This is a genomic window from Streptomyces sp. CB02009 (assembly GCF_001905825.1).
Lineage (GTDB): Bacteria > Actinomycetota > Actinomycetes > Streptomycetales > Streptomycetaceae > Streptomyces.
Genome location: NZ_LIVV01000005.1, coordinates 560,393 through 579,977, shown reverse-complemented (window position 1 = coordinate 579,977; position 19,585 = coordinate 560,393). Strand labels below are relative to the sequence as shown.

Here is a 19,585-nt window from a genome sequence, read left to right as displayed (position 1 = left end):
CTAGGCGCCGGTCGTGCCGTCGACCAGCTCGCGCAGGATGTCCAGATGGCCGTTGTGCCGGGCCGTCTCCTCGACGAGGTGGAGGAGGATCCAGCGGAGGTCGACGTGCCGGCCGTCGCGGATGGCTCGTTCGGCCCGGGCTTCCAGGTCGGTCTCCGCGACGAGTTCGCGGTAGCGGGCGCTCTGCTCGGCGTATTCGTCGAGCAACTGCGCGAGGGGGAAGTCGACCCCGATGCGCATCTCCCGGTCGGGGTCCTCCTCGGTCCAGGGGCCCTTGTCGTCCTCGCCGAGGAAGACCACCTGGAACCAGTAGTACTCGACCCAGCGGAGGTGGTTGATCACTCCGCTCATGGTCATCAGGGGTGAGCCCGGGAGAGGCGCCGTGCGGGCGTTCTCGGCGGAGACGCCCTCGCATTTGGCGCGGGCGGTGTCCCGTGCGTAGTCGAGGAAGGTGGTGAGCTGGGTGCGCTCGTCCCACGCGGGCGGAGTGTCACTGAGTCTGGTCATCGCCCGAAGGGTCCCTGATCACCACGTTCCTTGTCGATGTGTTTATCGGAGCGCGACACCCACCCGTTCCTGGCTTCACCCGTCCTGGCTTCACCCGTCCTGGCGTCACCCGTCCTGGCTTCACCCGTCTCGGCTCCGCCTGCGAAGGACCCTCTTGGCGCCGAGCCGCACGGCGTACCGCTCGCGTGCCGCGAAGTCCGCCGTGCCCCACACCGCCGGGTGTCCGACCTCCGCGCACAGGTGGAGGATCGCGTCCTCGCCGACGTGGACGCCGACATGGGCCCCGTACGCGTCGGCCGTGGCGTTGAAGAGGACCAGGTCCAGGGGCTGTGCGACCGGCACGTGGACCGTGGTGCCGGTGTCGTTCCACAGCTCGGAGGAGCGCAGCTCCGGAGGCGTCAGGCCGAAGTGCCGGAGCACCGCGTACGCGAACAGCTGGCAGTTGGCGCCGGCCGAGAGCCCCGGCCGCGCGGCCACGGCGGCGGAGCCGGGGAAGCGCGAGCCGTCGTACCGGACGGTCCGGAACTCCGCCGGGAGAGCGGTGACGATCGATTCCATCGCCGTGTCCTTCCTGGCCGCCCTCGCCCCCTCAGCGCGAGGGTCTCGCGTGGCCCGACCGGCCCCGGGGCTGCTCCCGGGGCCGGTTCCGGGACCGGCCCCGTCGACGGGTCAGAACACGGTGTAGGGGTAGAGGTCGGCGTAACTGTAGGCAGCTGTACGGGGCTTGAAGGGGCGCGCCAGTCGCCGGTGACTCGTGCGGCGGTGTCAGGAGACGGAGTTGAACTTCGTTCCCTCGCCCGCGTACAGGTTCGTCGTCATCCGGACGAACGGCGCCGTCGCCGAGCCCGTCGAGCGGTAGACGTACGTGCCGCCCGCCCCGTACGCGATCAGGTCGGGGCGCCCGTCGTTCGTCACGTCGCCGCCGCCGACCAGCTGGGAGAAGCCGCCCCAGCCGGCGCCGACCCGCACACGGGCGGCGAAGGTGCTGTCGCCCTTGCCCTGGTAGAGCCAGAGGACACCGGAGGTGTCGCGGGCGACGAGGTCGCCGGCGGCCGTGCCGGCGATGTTGCCGACGGCGGTGAGGTGGTTGTAGGTCCCCCAGCCGCCGCCGACCCGCACGCGCCCGGCGAACGGGGCCGTGGTGCTGCCGGTGCCCTTGTAGAGCCAGAGGGAGCCCGCGGCGTCCGTGGCGAGGAGGTCGGAGCGGCCGTCGCCGTTGAGGTCGGAACCGCCCGCGAGCTTGTTGTAGCCGCCCCACCCGGCCCCGACCTTCACACGGCCTGCGAACGTCCCGTCGCCCTTGCCCTGGTAGAGCCAGAGCACGCCCGTGCCGTCGAGCGCGACCAGGTCGCCGGCCGCGCTGCCCGCGATGCTGCCGACGGCCTCGATCTGCTTGTACGTCCCCCAGCCCGGACCGACCTTCGTCCGCTTGCCGGTGCCGACCTGGCCGCCGGTCGGCCAGTCGAGGAGGTCGTCGCGCCACAGCACGCCCGCGGCGTCGCGGGCGAGGACGTCGGTGGAGCCGTTGTCGTTGTAGTCGTGCGGGTTCGCCGTACGGTTCACGTCGAAGTAGGCGCCGGTGGAGGTGTGGCCGTACCCGTTGAGGGAGGTCACGTCGATGTTCACGGCGTAGGTGCCGTTGGGCGCGCTGACACCGCCGATGAGGCCGTCCCAGGTGAAGCTGAAGCGGTTGCCCGAGGACGGGGCGGCGATCCGCTGCGTGAACTTCGCTCCCGTGCCGACGTGGGTGAAGGTGAGGTCGAGGGACGCGTTGGGGCGGGACAGGGTCCACGCCAGCGTCACCGTGCCGCTGTTCCTGTCGAGCGTCGCGTCGGGGACGGACGACTCGACGACCTGGACGGCCACCGGCCGGCCCGTGCCCGCGACCTTCGTGACGGTCGGCGTGCCGCCCGCGTCGGAGATCCGGAACAGGCCGTCGCCGTCCTCCACCGAGCCGCCGCGCACGAGCAGGCTGCCGTCCGCCGCGACGGCCGTGGAGGTGAAGTAGTCGAGGAGCTGGTACGCCCCGCCGGTGGAGAGGGAGCGTCCGGTCAGGGAGTCCTTGCCGTCCTCCGTGGTCGCGGTGAGGCCGCCGGGCTCGCCGTACACCACGGAGTCGCCGACGACGCCGGCGATCACGGTGTCCTGGCCGGCGATCCGGTCGAGCAGCTGGGCGGGGGCGACGCTCCCGCGGGCGTACCACTTGATGTCGGTGGAGCCGCCCGGGTGCTCGGTCCACACCAGGTGCTGCGGGGTGACGGCGGCGGTCGCGCCCGGGCCGGCGTACCCCGCGGTGTCGATCCTGGTCTGCCACTGGTCGTTGGCGTCGAGCTTTGCCAGGAAGCGGTGGTTCGTGACGTGGTCGCCGGTGCCCCGGGTGGCGAGGCCGAACGCGTCCGTGCCGGAGTGGGCGAGGACCCGGAAGGACTTCTCCCCCGAGTAGTTCGTCACCATCCGGTTGACGAGCACGCCGTTGAGCCGGGTGATGCGGTGCAGCTCGGGGTCGCCGCGGCCGTCCGGCTTCGTCGCCCAGATCGTGGTCCCCGTCAGGCCGACGAAACGGTAGTCGGTGGTGCCGAGGACCTGGACGAGGTTGATCGACCAGGCGGAGTAGCCGGGCGCGGCCATGTCGCGGAAGCTGAACTGGGCGCCGTCCTTCGTCACCACGACGTCGGACGTGGTGCTCAACGCCTCGGTGCCGGGGACGACCTCCACCGAGCCGTCGGAGAACTTCCGCCATTCCAGGACGGTTTCACCGGAGGAGGCGTCCTTCCGTGAGGTGAGGAAGCCCTGGGTGCCGGTGCTGACGATCTCGGTGTCGGCCGGGACCGAGAGCACCGCGTCCTGGGCCGCCGCCGGGGCGCCGGGCGCCGGGGTAGCGGGCGCGGGGGCGGGTGCGGCGGCGGAGGGGTCCACGGTGGCGCTCGGGCCCGCGGTGGCGCTCGGGCCCGCCGGTGCGGCGAGCGCGGCCGGGCCGGAGGCCAGGGCCGTACCGGCGGTGATCGCGAGGACGGCGGTCACGGCGGCGGTGAGTCGGCGGCGGTGAAGGGACGAACGATGCGGCACAGCGATTTACCCCCAAGAACAACCGGACGTGGCGAAGGCCACGCCCGGTTGGACTCATGATCGACTGCGGTGGTTGTACGAGCGCATCGAACAAGTGCGCCGGTTCCCCGACCGCCGGGGCGCTACCGCCGCTCCACCACACCCCGTACGTAGGCCGCCTGTCCCGCGTGCTGAAGGGCGTCCGCGATCACCGACACCAGGCGCACGCCGAGCGTGACCGGCGGGTCCCAGGCGGCGTCGACGACCCGGTCCAGGTCCGCGTTCGTCACCGACCGCACCAGGTCGAGGGTCCGCGCGTGCACCGCGTCGTGGTAGCCGAGCAGCAGGTCGGCCGGAGCCCGCACCTTGCCCACCTGGGCGCTCGTCTGGCCGTAACCGGTCGCCCCCTTCCCGAAGGGCAGCCCGAACCGGTCCCGCCAGCCGTCCGCGTCCCACAACTGGTCGGTGCCGAAGGCGCCCGCGAGGTGGTCGTCCTGGATCCGGGTGAGGTGCCAGACGAGCCAGGCGATCGAGTTGGCGTCCGGATCGACCCGGGCGGCGAGCTCGTCCTCGGTGAGGCCCTCGACGGCCTCGTGGACGGCCTCACGGACCCGGCCGAACGAGTCGACCAGCAGACCGGCGCTGTTCGTGGCGGACATGAGGGGCTCCTCTCGACGACGCGTGAGCAGGGGTTACGAGCTCCGCTGCGCCCGCCACCGCTCGACCGTCGCCTCGACGTCGAAGGGCTTGAGGTTCAGCGGCGGACCGGCCGGCGGGCGGAGCAGCGCCTCGGCGATCCTGGTGTTGATCTCGCCGAGGATCCGGCGGACCTGGCTCTCCGAGACGGCAGCGGCCACCGCCTCCTCCGCGTCCTCCGCGGCCTTGCGCAGGGCCAGTGAGGGCGGGAGCACGGACGCGCCCTCGCGGTGCATCTTCCCCTTGATCCACCACAGCTCGTCGTACGGGGCCGTGTCGTCGGGGAGCGGCTTCCCGAACCCCGACAGGCTGCTGAACTCACCACGCTCCGACGCCTCGCGGATCTGCTTGTCCACGAACGACTCGAAGCTGACTCCGGGCGGTTTGCGTTCGGTCATGTGTCCAGACTACGTAAGCCCCGAGGTACGGGTGTGGTCTTCGCGGTCTACTGCGGGACGCGGTCTTCCGGCACGCTGTGGTCCGTTCCCCCGGGGTCAACGCGCGTCGACCCCGGTCCCCAGGCCACCGACCCCCACGTACCGGAGGACGCATGCGTGCCCGGATCACCCCCCTCGGCACCCTGCTCGCGCTCGTCGCGGGCCTGCTGACCGCGCTCGTCACCACCACCCCCGCCCAGGCCGCGCCGCTCTTCAAGGCGCCCTTCCCCTGCGGCCAGACCTGGACGTACAGCCATCACTCGGCCGAGGTCCGCCAGGCCCTCGACTTCGTGCGGTCCGACGGCGGTACGACCGCCGGCACCCCGGTCCTGGCCTCGGCGTCCGGCACCGCGTACCGCTACTCCCAGCCGTCCGGCGCGGGCAACTACATCGTGGTCGACCACGGGGGCGGCTGGAAGACGTACTACTTCCACCTGAACGCCTACTCGGTGGCCAACGGCGCCGCGGTCTCCCAGGGCCAGCAGATCGGCACCACCGGCAGCACCGGCAACAGCTCCGGCGCCCACATCCACTACGAGCAGCTCCTCAACGGCGTGGGCCAGTCGATCGTGATCAACGGCTCCTCGCTCGCGCCCTACCCCGGCTCGTACGGATCCAAGTCCCTGACCAGTGACAACGGCTGCTCGGGCGGGGGAGGCGGGAAGTACTGGGTCGACACCTTCGCCCACGCCACCGGCTACGCGCAGGCCAACACCAACGACGCCCAGGGCGTCCTGAACCAGGGCACGAACTACGTCTACTGCAAGGTCTGGGGCCAGGAGATCCGGGACGGCGCGGGGAACTACAACCACTGGTGGCTCAGGACCGACCTCGACACCGTGTACGCGGGGAAGAACGGGCGCGGGGCGTACGTCTCCGCCTACTACCTGTCCCGCTGGGGCAACGACGAGGCCCGCGACAACAGCGGAACCGTGATCCCGAACTGCTGAGCGCCCGCAAAGGTCCCCAAAGGGCAGGAGCCCCGCTCGTGCCCGAAGGCACGGAGCGGGGCTCCTTGGGTACTGCTCTAGTCGTGCGTGTTCGCCGACCCTGGCCCTTAGGCCGGGGAGACGTTCTCCGCCTGCGGGCCCTTCGGGCCCTGCGTGACGTCGAAGGTCACGAGCTGGTTCTCCTCGAGCGAACGGAAGCCGTTCGCGTTGATCGCGGAGTAGTGGACGAAGACATCCGGGCCGCCGCCGTCCTGGGCGATGAAGCCGAAGCCCTTTTCAGCGTTGAACCACTTCACGGTTCCGGTAGCCATGAGCCCTCCTATGGGCCAAAGGGTCGCCCTGCTCCAGAACCTGCAAACAAGTCTGAAAACTACAAAAGCCTGCGGGTCACATGCTCCGCAGGCTCTGTACTGCAAGGGAAACCAAACTGCAACTTGCGTTGAGCGTAGCACGCAGCCCACCCGGGACGGTAGAGGGAAAGATCACGTCACTCGCATGTTTGATCTCGCTCCGTGTGCTGACGCGTGTGCCCCGGCGATGCCCACGGTACGAGACGGGTCTAGCCTCACGATGTGGACAATGCAACCGACGAGCAGCAGCGCAGCCGGCCCCGCGTCGGGCACATCCAGTTCCTGAACTGCCTCCCCCTGTACTGGGGCCTGGCCAGGACCGGAACGCTCCTCGACCTCGAGCTGACCAAGGACACCCCCGAGAAGCTCAGCGAGCGGCTCGTCCGGGGCGATCTGGACATCGGCCCCATCACCCTCGTCGAGTACCTCCGCAACGCGTCGGACCTGGTCGCGCTCCCCGACATCGCCGTCGGCTGCGACGGTCCCGTCATGTCCTGCGTGATCGTCTCGCAGCGGCCCCTGGAGGAGCTGGACGGGGCGCGCGTCGCGCTCGGCTCCACGTCCCGTACCTCCGTACGCCTCGCCCAGCTGCTCCTCGCCGAGCGGTACGGGGTGGCGCCCGACTACTACACCTGCCCCCCTGACCTGGGCCTGATGATGCAGGAGGCCGAGGCGGCCGTCCTCATCGGCGACGCCGCGCTCCGCGCCTCGCTGCACGACGCGCCCCGGCTCGGCCTCCAGGTCCACGACCTCGGCCTCATGTGGAAGGACTGGACGGGCCTCCCGTTCGTCTTCGCCGTGTGGGCGGCCCGCAAGGACTTCCTGGCCCGCGAGCCGGAGACCGTCCACGAGGTGCACCAGGCGTTCCTCGCCTCCCGTGACCTCTCCCTCGAAGAGGTCGCCAAGGTCGCCGAGCAGGCCGCCCGCTGGGAGACCTTCGACGCCGAACTCCTGGAGCGGTACTTCCGTACGCTCGACTTCCGCTTCGGCCCCGAGCAGCTCGCCGGAGTGCGCGAGTTCGCCCGCCGCACCGGACCCACGACCGGCTTCCCGTCGGACGTCGCCGTGGAACTGCTTCGTCCCGCGCGGGATTAGCGGTTCGGGCGCGTTCCGGGTTCCCGATTCGGCTTCCCGGAATTCGCCGTCGCGTCTCCGTTCGGTAATTCACCCTCATATCCATGTCCGGACCGTCCGCATTACCGCCCCGCCCCCGCGCGCGACCCGACGGAAGCGGTGAGGAGCGCTGGCGTACGCTGGTTCGGTCGACAGAACCCCTCCGAAAGGGACACACCCGGTGACCGAGAAGGCCGAACTCCAGTCTGTTCTCGACCGCGCTGCCGCGGGTGGCCGGATCACCCCCGAGGAGGCGCTCGACCTCTACCGCTCGGCGCCCCTGCACGCCCTCGGCTCCGCCGCCGACGCCGTGCGCCGCCGCCGGTACGCGGGGACCGAGCACATCGCGACGTACATCATCGAGCGGAACATCAACTACACGAACGTCTGCGTGACGGCGTGCAAGTTCTGCGCCTTCTACGCCGCCCCCAAGGACACGAAGAAGGGGTGGAGCCGCGACCTCGACGACATCCTGCGCCGCTGCGCGGAGACCGTGGAGCTCGGCGGCACCCAGATCATGTTCCAGGGCGGCCACCACCCGGACTACGGCGTCGAGTACTACGAGAAGCACTTCGCCGCCATCAAGGCCGAGTACCCGCAGCTGGTCATCCACTCCCTCGGCGCGTCCGAGGTCGAGCACATGGCCCGGATCAGCGGGGTCTCCGTCGAGGAGGCCATCACCCGCATCCACGCGGCCGGCCTCGACTCCTTCGCGGGCGCCGGCGCCGAGCTCCTGCCGGAGCGGCCGCGCAAGGCCATCGCCCCGCTCAAGGAGAGCGGCGAGCGCTGGCTGGAGATCATGGAGATCGCGCACGGCCTCGGGGTCGAGTCGACGTCCACCATGCTGATGGGCACCGGCGAGACCAACGCCGAGCGGATCGAGCACCTGCGGATGATCCGTGACGTGCAGGACCGGACGGGCGGCTTCCGGGCCTTCATCCCCTACACGTACCAGCCCGAGAACAACCACCTCAAGGGCCGCACGCAGGCCACGCTCCTCGAGTACCTGCGCATGATCGCCATCGGCCGGCTGTTCCTCGACAACGTCGCCCACATCCAGGGCTCGTGGCTCACCACGGGCAAGGAGATCGGCCAGCTCACCCTGCACTACGGCGCGGACGACCTCGGCTCGATCATGCTGGAGGAGAACGTCGTCTCCTCGGCCGGTGCCAAGCACCGCTCCAACCTGCGCGAGATGATCGACATGATCCGTACGGCCGACCGCGTCCCGGCGCAGCGCACCACGACGTACGAGCACATCGTCGTCCACGACGACCCGGCGAACGACCCGGTCGACGAGCGCGTCGCCTCCCACATCTCGTCGACGGCGATCGAGGGCGGCACGGCGCACCCCGAGCTGAAGCTCCTCGACGCCCACTGACGCGCCCGTGCTGACCATCCACGTCGCCGAGGCGACGCCCGAGACGGCGGTCCTGGTCGACGGCGACCGGATCGCCGCCGTCGGCCCGTTCGACGACCTGGTCGCCGTCCGGCCCGAGGCCCGGGTGCGCCGGTGGCCCGGCGTCCTCACCCCGGGGCTGCTCAACCCCTTCGCGCCCGAGCTCCTCGAAGGCATGTACCACCCGGACCCCCGGGAGGCCGAGGGCTTCGGCACCGAACCGATCACCGGCGAGCGGGCGCAGCGGATCTTCCGCATGGACGCCTCCCGCCGCGGCGCCTCCGCGCGCCGCGGCGTGCAGCGGCTCCTCGCCCACGGGACCGTCGCCGTGGCGGGCGAGCTCCGCGGCCAGGCGGCGGCGGACGCCGTGCGCCGGGCGGGCATGGCGGTGGGCCGGCGCCCCGAGAAGCTCCCGGGCGCCCCGTCTTTCTCACCGGCTCCGCTGATCCTGCTGCCCGGCCTGGCACCGGGCGGCCCGGCCCGCTTCGCCGTCTTCGACGTGCCGGACCGGGCCGCCCTGGTCCGCCTCGGCCCGTCGACCTGCGTCGTGACCGTGATCGGCGGACGGCTGGTCTACCGGGCCCGCTGAATCGGCTCGCAGTTCGCCAGCTGCCGTTGTTCCTCCGGGGTGAGGGTGAGGGGGAGGGTCTCAAGGAGGCTCTTCTCCTGAGGCTGTACAGGGCGTGCGTCGGCCTCCTTCACCAGGTTCACGAAGCGCGGTTCCTGGCCGACGGCGAGCAGATCCTCCACCGCCAACGGCCCCGACGATGTCCCGGATCTCACCCTCAGGGTGATCTCAGTCCTGCCCAACGAGTACTGCACGTAGGCCCCGCACAACCCGCTGATCCCCCCGGACTGCAGTTCCTTCCCCGCACAGGCGGCACTCTTCGGGTTCCACGTGCAGGCCCCCCGCCCCTCGGCGGCCGGCCGCACCGACGCGACCATCGGGAAGGTCCTGCCGCCCACGGTGATGCGGTACTGGCCCGTCTCGTCCTTCACCGGCCGGACGGAGGTGACCTTCGCCGGCAGCAGCTCGTCCAGCAGCGCGGCCATCCTCCGCTGGTAGTCCGCGCGGCGCTCGGCCTCACCGCCGACGCCCGTCGACACTCCGGTGGCGTCCGCCCCCGGACGCGGCAGCACCGTCACGCCGAGGACACCCGCCGTGACCACGGCGAAGGCCGCAGCGCCGGCCGCGAGCCGGGACCGGGCGCGCCGTCTGCGGCCCTCGCGCACGGCGATCGGGGCGAGGTCGGGGAGGGGCGGCAGGCCGTCCGTCGTCCGGTCCATGGCGTCGCGCAGCAGGGTGATGTCTTTGTCGTTCTCCACGGTGGACCTCAGCTTTCCGTGAGCGAGAGCCCGGCGTCCGCCAGGCGGGCGCGAAGGCGGGCGAGCGAACGGGAACACTGGCTCTTGACGGTGGCCTCGCTGCACCGCAGCTGGGCCGCCACGGAGGCCACGCTCTGGTCCTCCCAGTAGCGCAGGACGACCATCGCCCGTGCCCGGGGCGGGAGTTCGGCGAGGGCGGCGAGCAGTGTCACCCGCAGGTCGGTGTGGTCGGCGACCGGCGCCGGGTCCGTACCCCCGGTCCGGGTGAGGGCGAGCAGATCGCGCAGCCGGCGCCGCCGTTCGGACAGGAAGGTCCGGGTCAGGACCGTCTTGGCGTAGGCGTGCGGATGGTCGGCGGCCCCCGCGCGCCGCCAGTGCTGGTACACCTTGGCGAGCGTGGTCTGGGTCAGGTCGCGGGCGGTCTCGGGCTCGCCGCAGAGCAGGTACGCCGTGCGGTACAGCCGCTGCTGGGCGGCCCGGGCGAACGCCTCGAACCCGATGTCCGTCCCCACGTCCGTGCCGGCCTCCGTCCCGGCGCCCGGCCCCACTTCCGGTTCGGCCCCCGGTTCCACGTTCACCCCCACATCCGCTCCCACGGGTCTCATCTCGGTCGACACTGCCATCCCACCCCTGCTCCCCTCGGTCCCGGACAGCGCTGACGCAGCGCGCTTCCGACCGTCCTTGAGCACTCCCGGGCCCGAAAGGTTGAAGCGGTACGGGAGGAGATTCGGGCGGCTGCTTGAATGGGTCCCGTGACCCGAGCCAACCTGGACAAAAAGCCGCACGAAGTCGCCTCGATGTTCGACGACGTGGCGGCGAACTACGACCTCACCAACGACGTGCTCTCCCTGGGCCAGGACCGGCGCTGGCGCAAGGAGGTCGCGAAGGCGGTCGACGCACGCCCCGCGCAGAAGGTCCTCGACCTGGCGGCCGGCACGGCCACCTCCTCGCAGCCCTTCGCCCGCGCGGGCGCGTACGTCGTGCCCTGCGACTTCTCGCTCGGGATGCTCCGGGTCGGCAAGAAGAACCACCCGTGGATGCCGTTCACGGCCGGCGACGGCACGAAGCTGCCGTTCCGCGACGACGTGTTCGACGCGGTCACCATCTCCTTCGGCCTGCGGAACATCCAGGACACCGAGCAGGCGCTGCGCGAGATGTACCGCGTGACGAAGCCCGGTGGCCGGGTCGTCATCAGCGAGTTCTCGCACGCCACCTGGGCGCCGTTCCGCACGGTGTACGAGGAGTACCTGATGCGCGCGCTGCCGCCGGTGGCCCGCGCGGTCTCCTCGAACCCGGACGCGTACGTGTACCTGGCCGAGTCGATCCGCTCCTGGCCCGACCAGCCGGCCCTGGCGGGTCTGCTCCAGAAGGCCGGCTGGTCGCAGGTGGCGTGGCGGAACCTGACCGGTGGCATCGTCGCCCTCCACCGGGGCTTCAAGCCCGCCTGACCCGTTCCGCTCGTCGGGCGGGTTCCTCCTTCGCCCTCGGCCGGGCCCCTACTTCACGTAGAGCCCGTAGCCGCCGACGCCCGTGTACACCGCGTCCGCCACGTCCCGGTGCACGGGCGTTCCGTTCACCAGGTCCGTCGGCGGGGTGTGCACCTGCGTGCCCGTCTGCAGGGTCGTGGAACCGCCGCCGTCGAGGTTGAGGGCGTCGATGATGCCGAGCTCGGGGGAGTCCAGCAGCGCGGCGAAGCTCCGGAGGTAGTCGCCGTCCTCGTTGTCCTGCCCGGTGAGGGTGATGAGCACCGGGCGGCCGCGGGTGTTGGTGCCGAGGGCCGTGCGCGAGTCGGTGCAGATCAGGGTCGTACCGTCGGCGCCCTTCTCCTTGCCGCTGCAGGAGTCGGGCAGTTCGGCGGGGATGTCGCCGGAGCGCAGCAGGTGGTGGAAGGAGCTGACGACGTCGACCGAGTCGTCCAGGGGGATGTCCCGGTCCGTGGTCATGTCGTGGAGCTTCTGGTCGACGGTCACCGTGTCGTCGCGGACGAGTCGGGTGCGGAGCCACTGGGCGCCGGTGCCGATGCCCTGGATGATCCGGCCGCCGGCGGGGACGACGGTGCCGCCGCGTCCCTCGCGGGCCTCGGTGACGGCCCCGTGCGCGTCGACGACGACCTCGAAGCCGGGGTCGCCGGTCGCGGGGACGGCCGGGTCGGTGCCGGGCCGGGGGACGGGCGCCCCGTAGTCGTCGGTGAAGACGACGATCTCGTCCGGGTCGGTGTAGACCGGCGGGCTGGTGCTGACCTGGACGTCCTCGGCGTCGCGCGCGCAGTGCGGGGCGCGGCCGGGGGCCCGGTTGACGTCGTCGATCCGTACGGTCTCGCCGGTGGGCGCGGTCAGCTTCATGTCCGTGCGGAGCTTGGTGATGTGCGGGATGCCGTACTGGATCACCGCGCCGGTGCTGCCCTTGCCGGCGCTCCAGCAGCTGGAGCTGTGCAGGGTGCCGTCGGTGGCGGAGACGCCGGTGTGCACGATGGTCTTCTCCGCGCCCGCGCCCGCGGGCTCCCGCTGGAACAGGCCGCCGTTGACGCCCGCGTACGGGTGGCGGGTCGGGACCGTTGTGACCCGGGCGAGCTGCTCGGTGAGCGTCTCCGCGGTGGAGTCGTCGGTGCCGAGGGCGCCTTCCAGGGTGAGGGCTCCGGCGGTGGGGTCGATCTCGACGATCTGGAGGACGCGGGCCTTCGTGCGGTTGTCGAGCGTCGTCTCGGTCCAGGTGGTGCGGGTGACGCCGGTCGTGACCGTGACGGGGGTGCCGGCGGTCCAGCGGGCGGCGAGCGGGCTCGGGGCGGGTTCGCCGGCGCCGGAGGCGGGCGAGGTGAGGGCGAGGGCGGCGCCGAGGGCGGCGGTCGCGGCCGCCCAGGTGCGTCGGTTGCGGGTCACTGGCAGTCCGCCGTTCCGTTGACGAGCTCGTGCGAGCGGAAGGTGCCGGCGAAGGGCGCCGGGACGGTGGTGCTGTCGCCGCGCAGGACGACGTACGCGCCGAACCTCTTGCGGCCGGAGGGGTCGGCCGGGTCGGCCCAGCTGCCGGTGAAGGCGGCCTCGGGGTAGAAGCAGACGTGCTTCTGCGTGCGGTTCCAGGCCGACCTGGGGGCGGCCTCGGTGCCGTAGGAGTTGCCGTAGTTCTTGGTGGCGGGGTCGGTCGACGGGAGGTGGACGGTGATCGGGCCGCGGCCGTTGGGCTCGGTGAAGGTGCAGACCCGGTTGTCGGGGCAGCGCTCGTAGCCGGTGAAGCAGAGGGCGCGGGTCGGGACCAGCTTGTGGGCGCGGACGGCGCCGGGGGCGTACGCGTCCTTGTTGCCCGGCTTGACGGTCTCCAGGAGCCCTCCGTAGCCGGGGGCGCCGTAGACGCAGGCCCACAGGGCGGTGTTGTTCTTCGCCGAGAGGCTCGTGCCGTCCCAGGCCGCGTCGTAGCCCTGCAGGGCCTGCCGGTCGGTGAAGTCCCGTCGCTCGCCAGTCCCGTCGGCCCCGGAGTAGAGGCAGAACGTGGCGGCCGGGCAGTCGTCGTACGGGGCGGGGTCGGCGTTCGCGGGCAGGACGAGGAACGCCGAGCAGAGGAGGGCGAGGACGGCTGTGATCAGCGCGCCCCGTCGTAGGTCGGTCGTACGTAGGGTGGTCACGACCGGTGATCATGACATCGTCGTACGGACGTGCGAATTCCGTCGGGGTTCCCTCTCACGGGGTGGACCTGCGCATGTCCTTCGGGTGGCCCTCCGGACGGCCCGCGACCCGCCCCCATAGACTGCCCCGGTACGTCCGTACCGCCTCCTACCGTCGAGTCTCCGGGAGAATCCGCCGTGACCGAGCAGCCCCTCTCCGAGCACAGCGCAGATGTGATCGTCGTCGGGGCGGGCCCGGCCGGCTCGACCACGGCGTACTACCTCGCCAAGGCGGGACTGGACGTCCTCCTCCTGGAGAAGACCGCGTTCCCCCGCGAGAAGGTCTGCGGCGACGGCCTCACCCCCCGCGCCACCAAGCAGCTCGTCTCCATGGGCATCGACATCTCCGAAGAGGCCGGCTGGCTGCGGAACAAGGGCCTGCGGATCATCGGCGGCGGCGTCCGCCTGGAACTCGACTGGCCGGAACTCGCCTCGTACCCGGACTACGGACTCGTCCGCAAGCGCGACGACTTCGACGAGCAGCTCGCCCGCCAGGCCCAGAAGGCCGGCGCGCGCCTCTACGAGCGCTGCAACGTGGGCGCCCCGATCATCGACGACCGCACGGGCCGGATCACCGGCGTCCACGCCAAGCTCGGCGAGGACAAGCGCGAGGTCACCTTCCACGCCCCGCTCGTCGTCGCCGCCGACGGCAACTCCACCCGCATCTCCCTGGCGATGGGCCTGCACCGGCGCGAGGACCGCCCGATGGGCGTCGCCGTCCGCACGTACTTCACCTCGCCCCGGCACGACGACGACTACCTGGAGTCCTGGCTGGAGCTGTGGGACCGCCGCGGCGCCGAGGACCGCCTCCTCCCCGGCTACGGCTGGGTCTTCGGCATGGGCGACGGCACCTCCAACGTCGGCCTCGGCATCCTCAACTCCTCCAAGGCCTTCCGCGAGCTGGACTGGCGCGAGGTCCTCAAGGCCTGGTGCGCCTCGATGCCGGAGGACTGGGGCTTCACCCCGGACAACATGACGACGCCGATCCGCGGCGCCGCCCTCCCGATGGCCTTCAACCGCCAGCCGCACTACACCAAGGGCCTGCTGCTCGTCGGTGACGCCGGCGGCCTCGTCAACCCGTTCAACGGCGAGGGCATCGCGTACGCCATGGAGTCCGGCCAGATCGCGGCCGACGTCATCGTCCAGGCCCACGCCCGCACGACCCCCGCCCAGCGCGAACTCGCCCTGCGGAACTACCCGCAGGTCCTCAAGGACACCTACGGCGGCTACTACACGCTCGGCCGCGCCTTCGTGAAGCTCATCGGCAACCCCAAGGTCATGAAGATCGCGACCCAGCGCGGCCTCACCCACCCGATGCTCATGAAGTTCACGCTGAAGATGCTGGCGAACCTGACCGACCCGTCGGGCGGCGACGCCATGGACCGCATCATCAACGGACTCTCGAAGGTGGCCCCGAAGGCCTGAACGCCCGCCGGTAGCCGGACGGGGACACCCCGACGGCGCGGGTGAAGTGGCGGCGCAGATTGGCCGCCGAGCCCAGACCGCTGTGGTCGCCGACCAGCTCCACGGGCAGGTCGGTGGATTCCAGGAGGGTCTGGGCCCGGGCCACCCGCTGCTGGAGCAGCCACTGCAGCGGGGTGGTCCCGTACTCCTCGCGCACCCGCCGGTGGAAGGTGCGCGGGCTCATCCGGGCCCGCCGGGCCAGCTCCTCCACGGTCAGCGGCTCGGCCAGGTGCTCGGTCGCCCACTGCAGGACGGGCCCCAGGCTGTCGTCGTCGCTCGGCGGCAGCGGCGCCTCGATGAACTGGGCCTGACCGCCCGGTCGGTGGGCCGGCACGACGAGGCGCCGGGCGAGCTGCCCGGCGACCGTCGCCCCGAGGTCGGTGCGCACCAGGTGCAGGCAGAGGTCGAGCGCGGCGGTGGCCCCTGCGCTGGTCAGGACGGACCCCTCGTCCGTGTAGAGGACCGAGTCGTCCACGATCACCTCGGGGTGGCGGGCGGCCAGTTGCGCGCTGTGCTGCCAGTGCGCGGTGGCCCGGCGGCCGTCGAGGACGCCGGCGGCGGCGAGCGCGAACGCGCCGGTGCACAGCGACACCATCCGGGAGCCGGACGCGGCGGCCGCGCGCAGCGCCTCGACCAGCTCGGCCGGCACCTCCTCGCCGTCCTCCACGACCGCGTCGGGCACGGACGGTACGATGACGGTGTCCGCGCCCACGAGTCCGTCGAGACCGTGGTCGGTCCGCACGGAGAAGACGCCGCCCTCGCCGGGGTCCCCGCACAGCCTCAGCCGGTACCAGGGGTCGGCCAGGTCCGGATGCGGGATGCCGAAGACCCCCAGTGCCAGGGAGAGTTCGTACAGCTCCCACAACGACGTTCCGGTCCGCCGGTCCGGTACGACGGCGATGGCGACGGTCCCTGCGTTCATGATCCCGACCGTACGGCAGGAATCGTGCGGTCGTCGTCGGTCCTGCCACTGTCGTCCGGATTCCGCCGTTGAGAGCGTGGATCCCATGAGCGCACAGAACGTCCCCGCACCCGACTCGGGCACCCGGAACACCGACGCACAGCACGTCGGCACCCGGAATCCCGACGCCCAGCACGCCGACGCCCAGAACCCCGACGCACCGGGCATCACGGTCATCGGTCTCGGCCAGATGGGCTCCGCCCTCGCCGATGCCTTCCTCACCGCCGGCCACCGCACGACCGTCTGGAACCGCACCCCCGGGAAGGCCGACTCCCTCGTCGCCCGGGGAGCCCTCCGCGCCGCCTCCGTCGCCGAGGCCGTCGAGGCGAGCGGGCTCGTCGTGGTCTGCGTCCTCGACTACCCGGCCGTCCGCGGGCTCCTCGCCCCCGTCGCCGGGTCGCTGCGGGGCCGGGTCCTGGTCAACCTCACCTCCGGTTCGCCGGAGCAGGCCCGCGCCGAGGCGGAGTGGGCCGCGGAGCACGGCGTCGGCTACCTCGACGGAGCCGTCATGACGACCCCGCCGGGGGTCGGCGACAGCGCCAACATGTTCCTCTGGTCGGGCTCGCCCGAACTGCTCGCCGCGCACCGCGCGACGCTCGGCGTCCTCGGCGACCCGGTGGACCTCGGCCCGGACGCGGGGCTCGCCTCGCTCTACGACGCGGGGCTGCTCGGCCTCATGTGGTCCGTCTTCGGCGGCTGGCTGCACGCGACCGCCCTGGCGGGCGCGGACGGGGTGCCGGCCCGTGACTTCACGGCGGTGGCCACCCGCTGGCTGAAGACGGTCTCCTGGTTCATGACGACGTACGCCGAGCAGATCGACGAGGGGAAGTACCCCGGCGACGACGCCACCATCGACGTCCAGGTCGCGACGATCGGGCACCTGCTGCACGCGGCGGAGGCGAGGGGGGTCGACAACCGGCTGCCGGAGCTGCACCTGGAGCTGATGCGCGCGGCGGTCGCGGCGGGCCACGGAGGGGACAGTTACGCCCGGATCATCGAGAATTTCCGCAAGTAGGGTGTACGTCGCCGAGTAGGCGTTAAAGGGAAAAGCCGTCACTCCCCCGAGGAGTGACGGCTTTCCGTGTGCCGTGGGTGCGGGTCGGTCAGAGGAGACGGACCGCGCCGGAGGGCATGTCCCAGTCGAGGGAGCGCTCGACGACACCGGTCGACGAGTTCTGCGCGCCGACGTAGTTGCCGCCGCCCACGTAGATCGCGACGTGGTACGAGCCGCTGCGGCTGCCCCAGTACAGGATGTCGCCCGGCTGCAGGTTGTCCAGGGAGACGGAGGTGCCCATGCTCGACTGCTGGTAGGAGATGCGGGGCAGGTCGATGCCGGCCTCGCGGTAGGCGGCCTGGACGAGGCCGGAGCAGTCCCAGGAGTTGGGGCCGGTGCCGCCGGTGACGTACGAGTCGCCGACCTGGGCACGGGCGAAGGCCACGATCGCGGCGGCGGAGCCGGAGGGGGCCTGCGTCTGGCTCTCGTTCGAACCGGCGGAGGAACCGCTGGAGGAGCCGGAGTCCGAGGAGCTGCCGCTCCCCGACGTGGAGGTGAGCTGGGTGCGCTCGCTGGTGCGGGAGGCGCGCTCCTGCGCCTCCTTGCGCTCCTGCTCGGCCTTGGCCTCGGCCTCGGCCTCGGCCTTGAGGCGGGCCCTCTCGGCCTTCTCGGCGGCGGCCTTGCGGTCGGCCTCGGCCCTGGCCTTCTTGGCCTCCTTCGCGGCCTTCTGCAGCGCCAGGTTCTCCTGCGTCTGGAGGCTCTGGTCGAGGGCCTCCTGCTGGGAGGCCTCGGCGGAGGCGGCGACGGCGGAGGCGAGACCGGAGCCGGTCTCGAGCGAGCCCAGGGTGGGCATTTCGATGGTCTCGGTCACCGGCTCGGCATTCGCCGGCCCGGCAGCACCGGCCACCGCGATGGTGCCGAGGACGCCACCGGCAACTCCGGCTCGCAGCGCGAGCTTCGAGGCGCTGCGGCGGGGCTTCCGGTGGCTGGGTATGTGAGCGGTGTGGGACATGAGAACAACCGCTATCAGGGCTTCACGGTTCCCTTCAAGAAACGTGGGTTGCGCCACAGTTACGTTCGGAATCTCATAATCCGCTTCTGTGGCGCCCTTATTGACGCCGTAACGGGCAAATCGGGCACAGCCCATCTGGCCCTTGATCACGGGTTTTCAAGGAAACGTCCGAATTGCCCGACGCTTACCATCTCTTGACGCATGTGGCCAAGCCCCCTGTTTTTCGACCCTTCGAGGTGTGTCACAGGTCACACTTCCGTCTCGCGAACGCTCGTGAACGGGCGCACGCGTCCACCGCGGTACGCGGGGCCCCTCGACCGGGCGACGGGCGGTTCCTTTATCACCCGGATGCGTCCATCGCCAATTTGCCTGTAGTGACCATCACTTGATAGTGCGACACCCCCTCCGATCAGCGATTTCCGGTCCGGATGTCACATCTGGTGATCACCTGGGCGCTTCGCGCAACAAGATCACCGCTCATCCGACTTCATGATCCTTCGTCAGGTGGTGGAGATCACAAAGTCGTTGGTGTACCCCGTGTCGCAGATCACAGAGGGGCGGGCATAAGATGCGGGGCAGCCGGGCTTGTGAACTGCCTCACATGGGGGCGATCTTTCACGGTCCGGCCGTGCGGTCCAACGGTCAAGGACGACTGGAAGGAGCGAGGAGCGTGAATGCGTACGCGCCCGTCCTCGTGCTCGGTGCCCTGGGTGCGGGGTTTGCGATCTTCTCCGTGGTCATGGCCACGCTTATCGGCCCAAAGCGGTACAACAGGGCAAAGCTTGAGGCGTACGAGTGCGGCATCGAGCCGACACCCACTCCCGCCGGCGGCGGCCGCTTCCCGATCAAGTACTACCTGACGGCGATGCTCTTCATCGTCTTCGACATCGAGATCGTCTTCCTCTACCCCTGGGCGGTCACCTTCGACGCCCTGGGGCTTTTCGGGCTCGTGGAGATGCTGCTCTTCGTGCTCACCGTCTTCGTCGCCTACGCGTATGTGTGGCGTCGCGGCGGCCTGGAATGGGACTGAGGGGCTGAGGGGCACCTATGGGACTCGAAGAGAAACTCCCGAGCGGCTTTCTGCTGACGACGGTCGAACAGGCCGCGGGCTGGGTGCGCAAGGCGTCCGTGTTCCCCGCGACCTTCGGCCTCGCCTGCTGCGCCATCGAGATGATGACCACCGGAGCCGGCCGGTACGACCTGGCCCGCTTCGGCATGGAGGTCTTCCGCGGCTCGCCGCGGCAGGCCGACCTGATGATCGTGGCCGGCCGGGTCAGCCAGAAGATGGCGCCGGTCCTGAGGCAGGTCTACGACCAGATGCCCAACCCCAAGTGGGTGATCTCCATGGGCGTCTGCGCCTCCTCGGGCGGCATGTTCAACAACTACGCGATCGTCCAGGGCGTCGACCACATCGTGCCGGTCGACATCTACCTGCCCGGCTGCCCGCCGCGCCCGGAGATGCTGCTCGACGCGATCCTCAAGCTCCACCAGAAGATCCAGGACTCCAAGCTCGGCGTGAACGCCGAGGAGGCGGCCCGGGAGGCGGAGGAGGCGGCGCTCAAGGCGCTGCCGACCATTGAACTGAAGGGTCTGCTGAGGTGACCGACGCACGCGCGGCCGCCGGGCCGCAGACAGCGACGAAGCCGGCACCTCTGCGCCGTGCGGGCGGAGAAGGGAAC

General features: G+C 71.1%; 21 protein-coding genes. 9 read left to right on the top strand and 12 right to left on the bottom strand.

Translation table 11 applies throughout. The features are described from left to right. The 5 genes from AMK27_RS22240 to AMK27_RS22220 all read right to left on the bottom strand — a co-directional run bounded on the left by AMK27_RS22240 (position 1) and on the right by AMK27_RS22220 (position 4,646). Complete coding sequence (locus AMK27_RS22240; protein ID WP_073911087.1) at positions 1–507, bottom strand: DinB family protein; 507 nt, start codon at positions 505–507, stop codon at positions 1–3. 120 nt (positions 508–627) lie between these two features. Then, a complete protein-coding gene (locus tag AMK27_RS22235) occupies positions 628–1,065 on the bottom strand; it encodes a hydrolase (RefSeq protein ID WP_073911084.1) in 438 nt (145 codons plus the stop codon). Positions 1,066–1,272: 207 nt separating this feature from the next. Continuing rightward, entirely contained in the window at positions 1,273–3,528 is a 2,256-nt protein-coding gene (locus AMK27_RS22230; RefSeq protein ID WP_241847573.1) for an FG-GAP repeat domain-containing protein, read from the bottom strand. Positions 3,529–3,695: 167 nt separating this feature from the next. After that, entirely contained in the window at positions 3,696–4,211 is a 516-nt protein-coding gene (locus tag AMK27_RS22225) for a mycothiol transferase (protein WP_073911078.1), read from the bottom strand. Between the two features lie 33 nt (positions 4,212–4,244). Then, entirely contained in the window at positions 4,245–4,646 is a 402-nt protein-coding gene (locus tag AMK27_RS22220; protein ID WP_073911075.1) for a DnaJ family domain-containing protein, read from the bottom strand. A gap of 152 nt (positions 4,647–4,798) precedes the next feature. Here AMK27_RS22220 and AMK27_RS22215 point away from each other — a divergent pair, with 152 nt between their 5' ends. After that, positions 4,799–5,635, top strand: coding sequence for a M23 family metallopeptidase (locus AMK27_RS22215; RefSeq protein ID WP_073911072.1), 837 nt, complete (start codon positions 4,799–4,801; stop codon positions 5,633–5,635). Between the two features lie 107 nt (positions 5,636–5,742). Here AMK27_RS22215 and AMK27_RS22210 read toward each other — a convergent pair whose 3' ends face one another. After that, complete coding sequence (locus AMK27_RS22210) at positions 5,743–5,946, bottom strand: cold-shock protein (protein ID WP_015035453.1); 204 nt, start codon at positions 5,944–5,946, stop codon at positions 5,743–5,745. 261 nt (positions 5,947–6,207) lie between these two features. Here AMK27_RS22210 and AMK27_RS22205 point away from each other — a divergent pair, with 261 nt between their 5' ends. From AMK27_RS22205 to AMK27_RS22195, 3 genes are all read left to right on the top strand, one after another. Further along, positions 6,208–7,080: a menaquinone biosynthetic enzyme MqnA/MqnD family protein gene (locus AMK27_RS22205; protein WP_073911069.1), complete on the top strand. Its 873-nt coding sequence runs from the start codon at positions 6,208–6,210 to the stop codon at positions 7,078–7,080. 199 nt (positions 7,081–7,279) lie between these two features. Next, a complete protein-coding gene (gene mqnC / locus AMK27_RS22200) occupies positions 7,280–8,479 on the top strand; it encodes a cyclic dehypoxanthinyl futalosine synthase (RefSeq protein WP_073911066.1) in 1,200 nt (399 codons plus the stop codon). Between the two features lie 7 nt (positions 8,480–8,486). Next, positions 8,487–9,086 carry an imidazolonepropionase-like domain-containing protein gene (locus AMK27_RS22195; protein ID WP_073911062.1) on the top strand — a complete coding sequence of 200 codons (600 nt, stop codon included), beginning with the start codon at positions 8,487–8,489 and terminating at the stop codon, positions 9,084–9,086. On the opposite strand, the gene AMK27_RS22190 is transcribed toward AMK27_RS22195, so the two are convergent. Beyond that, a complete protein-coding gene (locus AMK27_RS22190; protein ID WP_073911059.1) occupies positions 9,071–9,823 on the bottom strand; it encodes a hypothetical protein in 753 nt (250 codons plus the stop codon). The genes AMK27_RS22195 and AMK27_RS22190 overlap by 16 nt on opposite strands. An 8-nt stretch (positions 9,824–9,831) precedes the next feature. Further along, a complete protein-coding gene (locus AMK27_RS22185) occupies positions 9,832–10,371 on the bottom strand; it encodes a SigE family RNA polymerase sigma factor (protein WP_445194867.1) in 540 nt (179 codons plus the stop codon). Between the two features lie 204 nt (positions 10,372–10,575). On the opposite strand from AMK27_RS22185, the gene AMK27_RS22180 reads away from it, so the two are divergent. Then, the gene (locus AMK27_RS22180) at positions 10,576–11,271 is read left to right on the top strand and encodes a demethylmenaquinone methyltransferase (protein ID WP_073911894.1); all 696 of its coding nucleotides are present in this window, start codon (positions 10,576–10,578) and stop codon (positions 11,269–11,271) included. 48 nt (positions 11,272–11,319) lie between these two features. Here the strand turns inward: AMK27_RS22180 and AMK27_RS22175 are convergent, their stop codons facing one another. Together AMK27_RS22175 and AMK27_RS22170 are read right to left on the bottom strand one after the other, a co-directional pair. Beyond that, positions 11,320–12,699: a phosphodiester glycosidase family protein gene (locus tag AMK27_RS22175; RefSeq protein WP_073911056.1), complete on the bottom strand. Its 1,380-nt coding sequence runs from the start codon at positions 12,697–12,699 to the stop codon at positions 11,320–11,322. Further along, positions 12,696–13,436: a peptidase inhibitor family I36 protein gene (locus AMK27_RS22170; RefSeq protein WP_073911053.1), complete on the bottom strand. Its 741-nt coding sequence runs from the start codon at positions 13,434–13,436 to the stop codon at positions 12,696–12,698. Before AMK27_RS22170 ends, AMK27_RS22175 begins: the two co-directional genes overlap by 4 nt. A gap of 177 nt (positions 13,437–13,613) precedes the next feature. Between AMK27_RS22170 and AMK27_RS22165 the strand changes: the two genes are divergently transcribed. After that, a complete protein-coding gene (locus AMK27_RS22165) occupies positions 13,614–14,900 on the top strand; it encodes a geranylgeranyl reductase family protein (protein WP_073911050.1) in 1,287 nt (428 codons plus the stop codon). Here AMK27_RS22165 and AMK27_RS22160 read toward each other — a convergent pair. Beyond that, entirely contained in the window at positions 14,866–15,861 is a 996-nt protein-coding gene (locus tag AMK27_RS22160) for a GlxA family transcriptional regulator (RefSeq protein ID WP_073911048.1), read from the bottom strand. The genes AMK27_RS22165 and AMK27_RS22160 overlap by 35 nt on opposite strands. 229 nt (positions 15,862–16,090) lie before the next feature. On the opposite strand from AMK27_RS22160, the gene AMK27_RS22155 reads away from it, so the two are divergent. Further along, positions 16,091–16,915, top strand: coding sequence for an NAD(P)-dependent oxidoreductase (locus AMK27_RS22155; RefSeq protein ID WP_241847587.1), 825 nt, complete (start codon positions 16,091–16,093; stop codon positions 16,913–16,915). Between the two features lie 88 nt (positions 16,916–17,003). Here the strand turns inward: AMK27_RS22155 and AMK27_RS22150 are convergent, their stop codons facing one another. Continuing rightward, positions 17,004–17,906: a C40 family peptidase gene (locus tag AMK27_RS22150; RefSeq protein WP_073911045.1), complete on the bottom strand. Its 903-nt coding sequence runs from the start codon at positions 17,904–17,906 to the stop codon at positions 17,004–17,006. Between the two features lie 670 nt (positions 17,907–18,576). Between AMK27_RS22150 and AMK27_RS22145 the strand changes: the two genes are divergently transcribed. Together AMK27_RS22145 and AMK27_RS22140 are read left to right on the top strand one after the other, a co-directional pair. Beyond that, complete coding sequence (locus AMK27_RS22145) at positions 18,577–18,936, top strand: NADH-quinone oxidoreductase subunit A (protein ID WP_019888619.1); 360 nt, start codon at positions 18,577–18,579, stop codon at positions 18,934–18,936. 17 nt (positions 18,937–18,953) lie between these two features. Continuing rightward, on the top strand, positions 18,954–19,508 hold the full coding sequence (locus AMK27_RS22140) for a NuoB/complex I 20 kDa subunit family protein (RefSeq protein WP_073911042.1): 555 nt from the start codon (positions 18,954–18,956) through the stop codon (positions 19,506–19,508). Positions 19,509–19,585 lie beyond the last annotated feature (77 nt).